The organism is Streptomyces similanensis, assembly GCF_039543625.1.
GTDB lineage: Bacteria > Actinomycetota > Actinomycetes > Streptomycetales > Streptomycetaceae > Streptomyces > Streptomyces similanensis.
The window spans coordinates 100252-113329 of the sequence record NZ_BAABKC010000094.1 but is presented as its reverse complement, the minus strand read 5'-3'; the positions used below and the strand labels follow the sequence as shown (position 1 = coordinate 113329).

At 71.0% G+C, this 13078-nt stretch carries 10 protein-coding genes and 1 pseudogene; all 11 read right to left on the bottom strand.

Features of this window, described 5'->3' with window-relative positions:
* A pseudogene (locus ABEB07_RS29000) lies at positions 1–445 on the bottom strand (Rne/Rng family ribonuclease); the annotation flags it as partial.
* A gap of 278 nt (positions 446–723) precedes the next feature.
* On the bottom strand, positions 724–1509 hold the full coding sequence (locus ABEB07_RS28995) for a TIGR03936 family radical SAM-associated protein (RefSeq protein ID WP_176148941.1): 786 nt from the start codon (positions 1507–1509) through the stop codon (positions 724–726).
* Positions 1510–1827: 318 nt separating this feature from the next.
* Complete coding sequence (locus ABEB07_RS28990; protein ID WP_345671049.1) at positions 1828–3780, bottom strand: TIGR03960 family B12-binding radical SAM protein; 1953 nt, start codon at positions 3778–3780, stop codon at positions 1828–1830.
* Between the two features lie 124 nt (positions 3781–3904).
* The gene (gene rodA, locus ABEB07_RS28985; protein ID WP_164585936.1) at positions 3905–5104 is read right to left on the bottom strand and encodes a rod shape-determining protein RodA; all 1200 of its coding nucleotides are present in this window, start codon (positions 5102–5104) and stop codon (positions 3905–3907) included.
* Entirely contained in the window at positions 5101–7359 is a 2259-nt protein-coding gene (gene mrdA, locus ABEB07_RS28980; protein ID WP_176148946.1) for a penicillin-binding protein 2, read from the bottom strand. The genes rodA and mrdA overlap by 4 nt, the downstream gene beginning before the upstream one ends.
* A 116-nt stretch (positions 7360–7475) precedes the next feature.
* A complete protein-coding gene (gene mreD, locus ABEB07_RS28975; RefSeq protein ID WP_345671047.1) occupies positions 7476–8156 on the bottom strand; it encodes a rod shape-determining protein MreD in 681 nt (226 codons plus the stop codon).
* 15 nt (positions 8157–8171) lie between these two features.
* Positions 8172–9167, bottom strand: a complete 996-nt coding sequence (mreC, locus tag ABEB07_RS28970) for a rod shape-determining protein MreC (RefSeq protein WP_176148948.1) — start codon at positions 9165–9167, stop codon at positions 8172–8174.
* Positions 9168–9329: 162 nt separating this feature from the next.
* On the bottom strand, positions 9330–10349 hold the full coding sequence (locus ABEB07_RS28965) for a rod shape-determining protein (protein ID WP_019983803.1): 1020 nt from the start codon (positions 10347–10349) through the stop codon (positions 9330–9332).
* A 317-nt stretch (positions 10350–10666) separates the two neighbouring features.
* Entirely contained in the window at positions 10667–11080 is a 414-nt protein-coding gene (ndk, locus tag ABEB07_RS28960; RefSeq protein ID WP_345671046.1) for a nucleoside-diphosphate kinase, read from the bottom strand.
* Positions 11081–11175: 95 nt separating this feature from the next.
* Positions 11176–11526, bottom strand: coding sequence for a DUF4233 domain-containing protein (locus tag ABEB07_RS28955; protein WP_164585945.1), 351 nt, complete (start codon positions 11524–11526; stop codon positions 11176–11178).
* A gap of 6 nt (positions 11527–11532) precedes the next feature.
* Positions 11533–13056, bottom strand: a complete 1524-nt coding sequence (gene folC, locus ABEB07_RS28950) for a bifunctional tetrahydrofolate synthase/dihydrofolate synthase (RefSeq protein ID WP_345671045.1) — start codon at positions 13054–13056, stop codon at positions 11533–11535.
* Positions 13057–13078 lie beyond the last annotated feature (22 nt).

Genomic DNA, 13078 nt, shown 5'->3' with positions numbered 1-13078 from the left:
CGGCCGCGGCGGGCGCGGTCACAGTGCGGGAGGCCCGGCGGCGGGTGCGGCGCGGGGCCGCGGGCTCTCCGGACTCCACCGATACGGCGGCGCTCTCGTCGACGGCGGGCGCGGCGGCCGCGTCGGCGGTCTTCGCCACCACGGTCTCGGCGCTCGCCTCGGCCTCGGCGGCTTTCGGCGCGCCGGTCGGCGCGGAGGCCCGGCGGCGGGTGCGGCGCGGGGCCGCGGGCTCCGCCGCGGCGGCCTGCTCCGTCTCCTGCGCGAGTTCGGCGGAGTCGGCGGCCGGTACGGCCGGCGCGGTCACCTCGGCCTGTGTCTCGGCGGCGCCGCCGGCCGGCGGGCCCGCGGGGCGGGAAGCGGCACGGCGCCGGCGACGCGGCGGCAGGGTGTCGCTGGGAGTGTTCAGTTCTTCGGAACCCTTGGTGGGCTCGGTCGGTTCGAGCATGCGGGCGTATCTCCCGTCAGGGCTCCCGGGCGCCGCGCCTGGCACGGCGTACGACCGTGTCGGTCGCACGCCGTTGACGTCCGCGGCCGCGCGCTGCGCGACGGCCGCCGTCCGGGGCGCGGGCGCCACACGGGAGCTGTCTGTAGTCCTGTCTCGCCGGTTCCGTACGCCTTGTCGCGTACGGCCTGGCGAAAGTCTTCTGGTGGGTGCGCTGCCCGACCCAGGTGGCTCCCGAGTACGAGGGCGGCGCTTCGGCGTCCGTCCCTACGGAACCTTCCCTATGCCGGCGCCTTCGCGGCGGCGGCGTCGGCGGCCCCTGGTGAAGCGGCCGGGGCGGCCGGGTCTGCCTCGCGGTCGGGTGCGAGCGGGTCGGTCACCGAGCCGGTCTCTTCATCGAGCAGCCCCTGCGCCAGCCTGGTCACCGCTACGGGGACCGGCGGCGCCAGGTCGGCCACGGCGCGGAGACCGGACAGGACGTCGTCGGGTCGTACGGCAGGCGTCACGTGCCGAACAACCAGCCGCAGTATCGCACAGGGCCGGTCGGTCGGCCTATCAGCCGCCGTATCGAGCGTTTCCACGCTCGCCAGACGTACGACCGCGGGACGGGCGTCGAAGGTGCGCACGCCGTTCTTGGTCTGGCGCTGGACCTCGACGCTCTCGGCGCCGGTGAAGGCGGCGACCGCGCGGTCGGCCTCGGCCGGGTCCACGCCGTCCAGCCGCAGCTCCCACACGGAAGCGGTCAGCCGGTCGGCCAGTCCCGAGGTGCGGGCCTCGACCGCGTCGACGATGTCGAGCCCGGCGGGCAGCGACTCGTCGAGCAGGTCGCGCAGCCGCTCCGGGTCGCGGGGCGCGGTGAGCGCGATCTCCAGGTACTCCGCCTCACTGCCCGTGCCGGTGGGTGCGGCATTGGCGTAGGAGACCTTCGGGTGCGGTGTGAACCCCGCCGAGTACGCCATCGGCACCTCGGCGCGGCGCAGCGCACGCTCGAAGGCGCGCTGGAAGTCACGATGGCTGGTGAACCGGAGGCGGCCGCGCTTGGTGTAACGCAGTCGGATGCGCTGCACCGCGGGTGCGGGCGGCGGGCCTTCGGGCTGTCGCTTGCCCAGGGGAACTTCTCCTCGTAGTAAGGCGGACGGACCGCGGCGCCACCCCCGCGTGGGCGGGAAGCGCTCGGGCCGGCGCTCTCCCAGCGCCGTCCAGTCCGGATCACCCCCACATCGGCGGGGAAACCTCACGCCCGGTCCTGCCCTCCAGGGTACGCGTCCGCACCGCGGGAGGTCGCCCTCGGGCCGCACCGGTGGACAGCGCCCCCGTCCGACGACGGCGGGCCGCGCCGTCACCTCGGTGTCGGCGCGGCCCGCCGCGGTTCTCGTGGGGGTCGCTCAGTGCGTGTGGCCGCCGGCGCCGGCCGGCTGCTTCACCGTCAGCGGCAGCAGCTTCTTGCCCGTGGGGCCGATCTGGATGGTGGTGTCCATCGCGGGGCAGACGCCGCAGTCGAAGCAGGGCGTCCAGCGGCAGTCCTCGACCTCGGTCTCGTCCAGGGCGTCCTGCCAGTCCTCCCAGAGCCAGTCCTTGTCCAGGCCCGAGTCCAGGTGGTCCCAGGGCAGGACCTCCTCGTAGGAGCGCTCGCGGGTGGTGTACCAGTCGACGTCGACGCCGAAGGAGGGCAGCGCCTTGTCCGCGCAGGCCATCCAGCGGTCGTAGGAAAAGTGCTCGCGCCAGCCGTCGAAGCGGCCGCCGTCCTCGTAGACCGCGCGGATGACGGCGCCGATGCGGCGGTCGCCGCGGGAGAGCAGGCCCTCGACGATGCCGGGCTTGCCGTCGTGGTAGCGGAAGCCGATGGAGCGGCCGTACTTCTTGTCGCCGCGGATCTTGTCCCGCAGCTTCTGCAGGCGCGCGTCGGTCTCCTCGGCGCTCAGCTGCGGGGCCCACTGGAAGGGGGTGTGCGGCTTGGGGACGAAACCGCCGATGGAGACCGTGCAGCGGATGTCGTTGGCACCGGAGACCTCGCGGCCCTTGGCGATCACGCGGGTGGCCATGTCGGCGATCTGGAGGACGTCGTCGTCGGTCTCGGTGGGCAGGCCGCACATGAAGTACAGCTTCACCTGGCGCCAGCCGTTGCCGTAGGCGGTGGCGACGGTGCGGATCAGGTCCTCTTCGGAGACCATCTTGTTGATGACCTTGCGCATCCGCTCGGAGCCGCCCTCGGGGGCGAAGGTCAGGCCGGAGCGGCGGCCGTTGCGGGTCAGCTCGTTGGCCAGGTCCACGTTGAAGGCGTCCACGCGGGTGGAGGGCAGCGAGAGGCCGATCTTGTCCTCGGTGTAGCGATCGGCCAGGCCCTTGGCGATGTCGCCGATCTCGCTGTGGTCCGCGGAGGACAGCGAGAGCAGGCCGACCTCCTCGAAGCCGGTCGCCTTCAGGCCCTTGTCGACCATCTCGCCGATGCCGGTGATGGAGCGCTCGCGCACCGGGCGGGTGATCATGCCGGCCTGGCAGAAGCGGCAGCCGCGGGTGCAGCCGCGGAAGATCTCCACCGACATCCGCTCGTGGACCGTCTCGGCCAGCGGGACCAGCGGCTGCTTGGGGTAGGGCCACTCGTCCAGGTCCATCACGGTGTGCTTGGAGACGCGCCACGGCACGCCGGAGCGGTTGGGGACCACACGGGCGATCCGGCCGTCGGGCAGGTACTCGACGTCGTAGAAGGCGGGGATGTAGACCGCGCCGGTCTTCGCCAGGCGGAGCAGGACCTCCTCGCGGCCGCCGGGGCGTCCCTCGGCCTTCCACTCCCGGATGATGCGGGTCATGTCGAGGACGGCCTGCTCGCCGTCGCCGATCACGGCCGCGTCGATGAAGTCGGCGATCGGCTCCGGGTTGAAGGCCGCGTGGCCGCCGGCGAGGACGATCGGGTCGTCGACCGTGCGGTCCTTGGACTCCAGCGGGATGCCGGCCAGGTCCAGGGCGGTGAGCATGTTGGTGTAGCCCAGCTCGGTGGAGAAGGACAGGCCGAACACGTCGAACGCCTTCACCGGGCGGTGGCTGTCCACCGTGAACTGCGGGACGCGGTGCTCCCGCATCAGCGCCTCCAGGTCGGGCCACACGCTGTAGGTGCGCTCGGCCAAGACGCCGTCCTGCTCGTTCAGTACCTCGTAGAGGATCATGACGCCCTGGTTGGGCAGGCCGACCTCGTACGCGTCCGGGTACATGAGCGCCCAGCGGACGTCACAGTCGTCCCACGGCTTGACGGTGGAGTTCAGCTCACCGCCTACGTACTGGATCGGCTTCTGCACATGCGGGAGCAGGGCCTCTAGCTGTGGGAAGACCGACTCGACAGACATCGCGGGGATTACCTTCGTGAGCTGACTGGTGGCGCCCCCGGCCGGAGGCTGGGGGGAGGGTGACCATCAAGCGTAACCCGGACGGGCGCCCGGGCCGTACGGCCGGACGCCCGCCGGTGCGGTGCTACGCCGACATGGGCCGCTGGACCCGGATGGACTGGAGCAGGCCGACCGCCACCCAGACCACGAACATGGACGAGCCGCCGTAGGAGACGAACGGCAGCGGCAGACCGGTGACCGGCATGATGCCGAGCGTCATGCCGATGTTCTCGAAGGCCTGGAAGGCGAACCAGGCGACGATCGAGGCGGCCACCACCGTGCCGTACAGCTCGGTGGTCTCGCGGGCGATGCGGCAGGCGCGCCACAGGATGACGCCGAGCAGGACGATGATCAGTCCGGCGCCGGCGAAGCCCAGTTCCTCCCCCGCGACCGTGAAGACGAAGTCGGTCTGCTGTTCGGGGACGAACTGGCCGGTGGTCTGCGAGCCGTGGAAGAGGCCCGCGCCGGTCAGCCCGCCGGAGCCGATGGCGATGCGGGCCTGGTTGGTGTTGTAGCCGACGCCGGACGGGTCGAGGCTCGGGTTGGCGAAGGCCGCGAAGCGGTTGATCTGGTACTCGTCCAGGATGTGCAGCTGCCAGATGGCGACGCAGCCGAGCACGCCCGCGCCGAGCAGGCCGAAGACCCAGCGGTTGGAGGCGCCGGAGGCGAGCAGCGCGCCCAGGATGATGGCGACCAGGACGAGGACCGTGCCGAGGTCGGGCATGAGCAGCACGATCAGGATGGGCACGGCGGACAGCCCGAGCGCCTGGAGCACCGTGCGGTGGTCGGGGTACGGCTTGTCGCCGGCGTCCACGCGGGCGGACAGCATCATCGCCATCCCCAGGATGATCGTGATCTTCACGAACTCCGAGGGCTGGATGGAGAATCCGCCGCCGAGCACGATCCAGTTGCGGCTGCCGTTGATGGTGGCGCCGAGCGGGGTGAGCACCAGCAGGATGCCGAGCACCGAGGCGCCGTAGAGGATCGGCACGGCGTTGCGCAGGGCGCGGTGGCCGAGCCAGACGGTGCCGATCATCAGGGCGAGCCCGATGCCGGTGTTCATCAGGTTGCGGATCAGGAAGTAGTACGGGTCGCCCTGGTTGATCTCGGTGCGGTTGCGGGTGGCCGAGTAGATCAGGGCGGAGCCGATCCCGGACAGGGCGAGCGCGGACAGGAGCATCGGCCAGTCGAGCCGGCGGGTGACCGAGTCACGGGCGAAGAGCCGGGTCCAGCCGGCCCGGTCGGGGCCGTACCCGGAGACGGAGAAGCTGTTGGCGCCGGTCATGCGGTCGTCCTCCCCCTGCGGCGCCGGCGGGTGTCCCGGTTGCCCGTCGGGGGCGTGTTGGTGGTGCCCGCCGTCTGCTGGTCGTCGTCGGGGGCGGTGGTGCCGCCTTGCTCGGCCACCTGCTTGGCGATGGCCTCCTGGTCCTTGGCCGGGTCGCCGGAGATCTTCGGGGCGGCGATGGTGCCGTCGGTCTGGATCTTCGGCAGGCTCTTCTGCGGCGTGGGCAGCAGGGCCTTCTTGTTGTCGATGGAGCCGTTGGCCTGGACGCCGTACAGCGAGCTGTAGATGTTGCGCACGGCCTCACCGGAGGCGCCCGAGCCCGTACCGGCCTGGGAGATGGTCATGATGACCGAGTAGTCCTTGCTGTAGGTGGCCAGCCAGGACGTGGTCTGCTTGCCGTAGACCTCGGCGGTGCCGGTCTTGGCGTGCAGCGGGATCCTGTCCTGCGGCCAGCCGGCGAACTTCCAGGCGGCGGTGCCTCGGGTGGCCACGCCGGCCAGGGCCTGGTCCATCATATCGCGGGTGGCCTTGGTGATGGGCAGCTTGCCGCGGACCTTGGGCTTGATCTCGGTGACCTGCTTGCCGTCGGCGCTGACGACGGCCTTGCCGATGGTGGGCGTGTAGAGGGTGCCGCCGTTGGAGATGGCGCCGTAGATCATGGCCTCCTGGATCGGCGTGACGAGCGTGTCGCCCTGGCCGATGGAGTAGTTGATCGCGTCGCCCTCACGCATCTTGTTGCCTTCGAGGCAGTTCTCGTAGGCGATCTTCTCGACGTAACTGCCGTTCTTCTTGCCGGTCTTGCACCAGGCGTCCTTGTTGGCCTCCCAGTAGCGCTGCTTCCACTGGCGGTCGGGGACGCGGCCGGTGACCTCGTTGGGCAGGTCGAGGCCGGTCTCCTGGCCGAGGCCGAACTGGTGGGCGGCCTTGAAGAAGTAGTCCTTCGGCTTGCCCTTCTTCGGGTTGATGCCGCCGTCCTTCTTCCACTCGCTGTCCGCGAGGCCGTAGAAGACGGTGTCGCAGGAGACCTCCAGGGCGCGGCCGAGGGAGATGGGGCCGAAGTTCTCGCCCTCGAAGTTCTTGAAGACCTGGTTGCCGACGGAGTACGAGCTGGTGCAGGGGTAGTTGCCGTTGAAGTCGTAGCCGGCCTCGACGGCGGCGGCGGTGGAGACCACCTTGAAGGTCGAACCGGGCGCGGACTGACCCTGTATGGCGCGGTTCAGCAGCGGGTAGTCGGAGTTCTTGCCGGTGAGGGACTTGTAGTCCTTGGCGGAGATGCCGCCGACCCAGACGTTCGGGTCGTAGGTCGGCGCGGACGCCATGGCGACGACCCGGCCGGTCTTGGCCTCCATGACGACGACGGCGCCGGAGTCCGCCTTGTAGTTGGTGCCGGTGATCTTGTCGTACTGCTGACGGGCGGCCTTCATCGCCTTGTCCAGCTCGTACTCGGCGACCCGCTGCACCCGGGCGTCGATGCTGGTGACCAGGTTGGCGCCGGGCTGGGCGGCGTCGGCCTTGGCCTTGCCGATGACGCGGCCGAGGTTGTCGACCTCGTAGCGGGTGACGCCGGCCTTGCCGCGCAGCTGCGCGTCGTACTGGCGTTCCAGGCCGGAGCGGCCGACCATGTCGGAGCGCAGATAGGGCGAGGAGGTGTTCTTGGCCTTCTGGATCTCGTCGTCGGTGACCGGCGAGAGATAGCCGAGGACCTGGGCGGTGTTGGACTTGCCGGGGGCGGCGTAGCGGCGCACGGCCTCGGGCTCGGCGGTGATGCCGGGGAAGTCCTCGGCCCGCTCCCGGATCTGCAGGGCCTGCTTGGCGGTGGCCTCGTCGGTGATCGGGATGGGCTGGTAGGGCGAGCCGTTCCAGCAGGGCTGGGGGGTCTGGGCGTCGCACAGCCGGACCTTCTGGGCGACCTCCTGCGGGTCCATGCCGAGGACGCCGGCCAGCTTGGCCAGGACCGCCTTGCCGTCGTCCTTCTGCTTGAGCAGGTCGGTGCGGGAGGCGGAGACCACCAGGCGGGTCTCGTTGTCGGCGAGCGGCACGCCGCGCGCGTCCAGGATCCCGCCGCGCACGGCGGGCTGGACGACCTGCTGGACGTGGTTGCCGGACGCCTCCTTCTGGTACTGGGCGCCCTCGCGGATCTGGAGGTACCACAGCCGGCCGCCGAGCGTGCCGAGCAGGGAGAGGACGAGGATCTGGATGACGACGAGCCGGGTCTGGACCCGTGGGGTCCGGCCGGTCTCGGGGATGTTGGTCACTGGTGCGGCCTCCCCCTCTCAGTGTGCGGACGTGTGCGCGCGTACGAATGGTGAACGTGCGGCCGAGGGGCGCGCGTTCCGCCGGAACTTCCCCGTTCGGGTGAACTGGGCGGGGCTCACAGCCGCTTGACCCCCTTGATGCGGCCGACGCGGGTGGTGCGCGCGCGGGTCTTGGACTTCAGACCGCCCAGCGCGCCGCGCTGGCCGCCGATGCGCAGCCCGGTGCCGGCCGACAGCCAGCCCGAGGCGATGTCGGTCTTCTGCTTGGCGGCCGAGCCGGTCTCGGCGAGCGGGTCGTTGTCGGCGCGCCGCGCCAGCGCCATGATGCCGGGGACCACGAACGGGGCGAGCAGCAGGTCGTAGACGGCGGCGCTGATCAGCAGGCCGGGCAGGCCGACGTGGCGGGCGGCGGTGTCGCCGACGAGGGCGCCGACGCCGGCGTACAGCAGGGTGGAGCCGAGGGCGGCGGCGACCACCACGGCCATCGGTCCGGCGGCCGACTTCACCTGGCCGGTCTCGGGCTTGATGAGCCCGGCGCAGTAGCCGATGACGCACAGCACGAGCGCGTAGCGGCCGGCGGCGTGGTCGGCCGGCGGGGCGAGGTCGGCGAGCAGTCCGGCGCCGAAGCCGACCAGGGCGCCGCCGAGGTGGCCGTAGACCATGGCGAGGCCGAGGACGGTGAGCAGCAGCAGGTCGGGGACCGCGCCGGGCAGGTGCAGCCGGGCCAGGACGCTCACCTGGACGACCAGGGCGACGACGACCAGCACGGTGGAGAGCAGAATCCGGTTGAGGCGCATGGGGACTTCTCGCTCCTACTGAAGCTGGTCGTCGTCGGTGGACGGCTCGCCGCCCCGGCCGCGGGCGTCCTCTTCCCGGCCGCGGGCGTCGGCGCCGCCGGTCGGACTGGGCGTGACCGTGACGGTCACCGTGGGCGTCGGGGTGGGCTTGGGCTTGGGCGGCAGGACCGCGTCGCGCGGGTCCTTCTTGGGGGACTGGACGACGACGCCGACGACGTCGAGCTTGGTGAAGCCGACGTAGGGCGTGACGTAGACGGTGCGGGTCAGGTCGCCGCCGGAGGGGTCCACGCGGGAGACGACGCCGACCGGGACGCCGGGCACGAAGGGCTTGTCGGACTGCGAGCCGAAGGTGACGAACCGGTCGCCCTTCTTCACCTGCGCCTTGCCGTTGAGGAGTTGGACGCGCAGCGGGCGGTCGCCCTGGCCGGCCGCGAAGCCGAGTTCGTCGCTGCCCTCCATCCGGGCGCCGACGGTGAAGTCGGGGTCGTTGGCCAGCAGCACGGTGGCGGAGTCGGGGCCGACGGTGGTGACCCGGCCGACCAGGCCGTCGGCGTTCAGGACGGTCATGTCGCGCTGGATGCCGTCGTCGGAGCCGGCGTCGATGGTGACGGTCCAGGAGAAGCCCTGCGCGGCTCCTATGGCGATGACCTGGGCGCCCTTGATGCCGTACTGGCCCTCGCCGGCCAGCTTCAGCATCCGGTCCAGCTGGGCGAGGCGGCTGCGGTTGCGGGCGTCGCTGCCGAGCTTGGCCTTGAGGGCGGCGTTCTCCTTCTCCAGCGCGGCGAGCCGGTCGTGGCGCTCGCCGGAGTCGCGGACGGCGGAGACCGCGTTGCCGACCGGGTTCACCGCGCCCGACACGCCGTTCTCGATCGGGCCGAAGACGGTGGCGGCGGCTCGCCGGGCACCGTCCACCGGGGAGTTCTCCCCGCCCCGGATGTCCACTGTGATCAGCGCGAACGCGACGGCGATCAGCAGCACCAGGAGCAGCCGGCTCTCTTTCGTGTCCCTCACGTGCGGCGGCCGTGCCCTTCCTCGTCGGAATCGGGTGGCCCCCGGTGCGCGACATGGCGAAGCGCGAACCCAAGGGGCCCCATTGTGGGAGCTAATGCCTCTATATCAACGATCCGCCGCACGAGAGAAGATCATCTCGTACGGCGGAATCGAAAAGTTGTCTCATCGGCGGGGCTGGGCGTCCAGGACCTGCTGGAGCGCCTCGAACTCCTCGACGCACTTGCCGGAACCGAGCGCCACGCTGTCCAGCGGGTCCTCGGCGATGTGGATCGGCATGCCGGTCTCCCGGCGCAGCCGCTCGTCCAGACCGCGCAGCAGCGCGCCGCCGCCGGTCAGGACGATGCCGCGGTCCATGATGTCGCCGGACAGCTCCGGCGGGCACTTGTCCAGGGTCGTCTTGACCGCGTCGACGATCGCGTTGACCGGCTCCTCGATGGCCTTGCGGACCTCGGCGGCCGAGATGACGACGGTCTTGGGCAGCCCGGAGACCAGGTCGCGGCCGCGGATCTCGGTGTGCTCGTCGGCCTCGAGTTCGTACGCCGAGCCGATCGTGATCTTGATCTGTTCGGCCGTCCGCTCGCCCAGCAGAAGGCTGTATTCCTTCTTGACGTGCTGGATGATCGCGTTGTCCAGCTCGTCGCCGGCCACCCGGATGGACTGGGCCGTGACGATGCCGCCGAGCGAGATGACCGCGACCTCCGTGGTGCCGCCGCCGATGTCCACCACCATGTTGCCGGTGGCCTCGTGGACCGGCAGGCCGGAGCCGATGGCCGCGGCCATGGGCTCCTCGATGATGTGCACCTGGCGCGCGCCGGCCTGCGAGGACGCCTCGATGACGGCGCGGCGCTCGACGCCGGTGATGCCGGAGGGCACGCAGACCACGACCCGCGGCCGGGCCAGGTAGCGCCGCTTGTGGATCTTCAGGATGAAGTAGCGGAGCATCCGCTCGGTGATCTCGAAGTCCGCGATGACGCCGTCCTTGAGCGGACGCACGGCCACGATGTTGCCGGGGGTGCGTCCGATCATCTTCTTCGCCTCGGCGCCGACCGCGAGGATGCCACCGGTGTTCGTGTTGATCGCGACGACGGACGGCTCGTTGAGTACGATCCCGCGACCCCTGACGTACACCAGCGTGTTGGCGGTCCCGAGGTCGACAGCCATGTCACGGCCGATGAACGACATTGAGTTCCCCATCAGGATTCGTCTGGCCTTCCCTGGGAGCTTTTGAGGGCGTTTCAGGTAACGGCGAGGTGGGTGCTGTGACGTGAAGGCTTCCATCGTAGACGCGCCTGCACGAACACTGCGCGAGGGTCTTCGCCATTGTCAGCAGATGGCGTACCGCCTCGCCTGTGGAGACGGTCCATCGGGGGCACGCGTTCCCCCGATCGGCACCGGCTATGCCGAAAGGGCGGCCGGTTCGACGCGACCGCCCAGGTCAGACAGGCGAATGAGCTGACGATACGTCAGAAAGCAACCTCGGGGCGGGTGCGCCCCGCGGCTCAGGACCGGCCGGGGAAGAAGATCTTCACCTCGCGCTCGGCGGACTCCTCGGAGTCGGAGGCGTGGATCAGGTTCTCCCGGACGATCACCCCGAAGTCGCCCCGGATGGAGCCCGGCGCGGCGGCGATCGGGTCGGTGGGGCCGGCCAGCGCCCGTACGCCCTCGATGACCCGCTCGCCCTCGACGATCAGGGCGACCACCGGACCGGAGGACATGAACTCCACCAGCGGCTCGTAGAACGGCTTGCCCTTGTGCTCGCCGTAGTGCTGCTCCAGCGTGTCCTGGTCCAGGGTCCGCAGTTCCAGCGCGGTGATCTGCCAGCCGGCCTTGCGCTCGATACGGCCGATGATCTCGCCGGTCAGGCCACGACGGACGGCGTCGGGCTTGAGCAGGACGAGGGTGCGCTGGGTCACGAGGGACTCCTTCACTGCGGTACAGACGTGCGGTGGGACGAGGTTACAGGGACCTGGTCACGCAGAGTCAAGGCCCCTGGTCACGCAGGGTCAGGTCAGGAGGCGCCCGGCTGGGCCGCCTGTGCCGCGAATCTCGCCTTGGCCTCGTCGATCTTCCGGCCGAAGTGCACGGACGCCCACCACAGCGCGGCGAACACCGCGCCCAGGAACCACATCACCGGCACCACGAAGCCGGAGGCGATCAGCGCGATCTGCAGCGCCCAGCCGAGGACGACGCCGCCGGGCCGGGTCACCATGCCGCACAGCAGCACGCACAGCACCATGGCGATGCCGCTGACCGTCCACACGGTCCCCATGGACAGGTCCGGGTCCTTCATCGCGACCAGCGCGGCGAAGCCGATGACGAAGAACTCGCCGAGCAGGGTCGAGGAACAGAGCGTACGCACGAGAAGTCAGCCCCTTCCCAGGAGCAGTCGGGCCTCACCGACGGTGATGACGGAGCCGGTGACCAGGACGCCGCCGCCGGCGAACTCGCCCTCCTCCTCGGCCAGCGTGATCGCGGCCTCCAGGGCGTCCGGCAGCCGCGGCTCCACCTGGACCCGGTCCTCGCCGAACACCTCGACCGCGATCGCGGCCAGCTCGTCGGCGGCCATCGCGCGGTGGCTGGAGTTCTGGGTGACCACGACCTCCGCGAAGATCGGCTCGAACGCCTCCAGCAGCCCGCGCACGTTCTTGTCGGCGCTGGCGCCGACCACGCCGATCAGCCGGCTGAAGTCGAACGCCTCCCGCACGGCCTCGGCGGTGACCTGCGCGCCGGCCGGGTTGTGCGCCGCGTCCAGCACGACGGTCGGCGAACGCCGCACGACCTCCATCCGGCCCGGCGAGGTCACCGACGCGAACGCCTTGCGCACGCTCTCGCCGTCCAGCTGCTCGGCGCGCTGCGCGCCGACGCCGAAGAACGCCTCCACCGCGGCGAGCGCCACGGCCGCGTTGTGCGCCTGGTGGGCGCCGTGCAGCGGCAGGTACACCTCGGGGTACTCGCCGCCCAGGCCGCGCAGGGTGAGCAGCTGGCCGCCGACGGCCACCTGCCGGGCCACGACGCCGAACTCCAGGCCCTCGCGGGCCACCGTGGCGCCTTCCTCGACGGCCTTCTTCAGCAGTACCTGAGCGGCGTCCACCGGCTGCTGCGCCATGATCACGGTGGCGTCCCGCTTGATGATGCCGGCCTTCTCGCCGGCGATCTCGCCCGTGGTGGAGCCGAGCCGGTCGGTGTGGTCGAGCCCGATGGGGGTGACCACGGCGACGTCGCCGTCGATCACGTTGGTGGCGTCCCAGCTGCCGCCCATGCCCACCTCGACGACCGCGACGTCCACCGGCGCGTCGGCGAAGGCGGCGTACGCCATGCCGGTCAGCACCTCGAAGAAGGACAGCCGGTACTCCTGGGCCGCGTCGACCATCTCCACGTACGGCTTGACGTCCTGGTACGTCTCGATGAAGCGCTCGGCGGAGATCGGCGCGCCGTCCAGGCTGATCCGCTCGGTGATCGACTGCACGTGCGGGGAGGTGTAGCGGCCGGTGCGCAGCTCGAAGGCGCCGAGCAGCGCCTCGATCATGCGGGCGGTGGAGGTCTTGCCGTTGGTGCCGGTGATGTGGATCGACGGGTACGAGCGCTGCGGCTCGCCGAGCACGTCCATCAGGGCGGCGATCCGGGCGACCGAGGGCTCCAGCTTGGTCTCGCCCCAGCGGGTGCCCAGCTCGGCCTCGACCTCGCGCAGCGCCCGGTCAACCTCGGGGTCCTCCGGCCGGCCCGGCACGTCCGCCTGCGGCGGGCCGCCCTGGGTGCGCAGGGTGCGGCTGCCGGCCTCGATCACCGCGAGATCGGGGTCGCGGGTGGTCTCGGCGTCGATGATCTCGTCGAAGTCGTCGAAACCGTCGGCGGAGCCGGGCCGGTCGTTCTCGTACGGAAGGTCGCTCACGGGTTCAGTCTACGGAGCGGGG

Excerpts from the sequence above, each read along its gene's own strand:
- ABEB07_RS28990 (WP_345671049.1), bottom strand. The coding sequence starts at position 3,780 with ATGTCTGTCGAGTCGGTCTTCCCACAGCTAGAGGCCCTGCTCCCGCAT.
- rodA (WP_164585936.1), bottom strand. The coding sequence starts at position 5,104 with ATGACCGGCGCCAACAGCTTCTCCGTCTCCGGGTACGGCCCCGACCGG.
- mreD (WP_345671047.1), bottom strand. The coding sequence starts at position 8,156 with ATGCGCCTCAACCGGATTCTGCTCTCCACCGTGCTGGTCGTCGTCGCC.
- ABEB07_RS28965 (WP_019983803.1), bottom strand. The coding sequence starts at position 10,349 with ATGTCGTTCATCGGCCGTGACATGGCTGTCGACCTCGGGACCGCCAAC.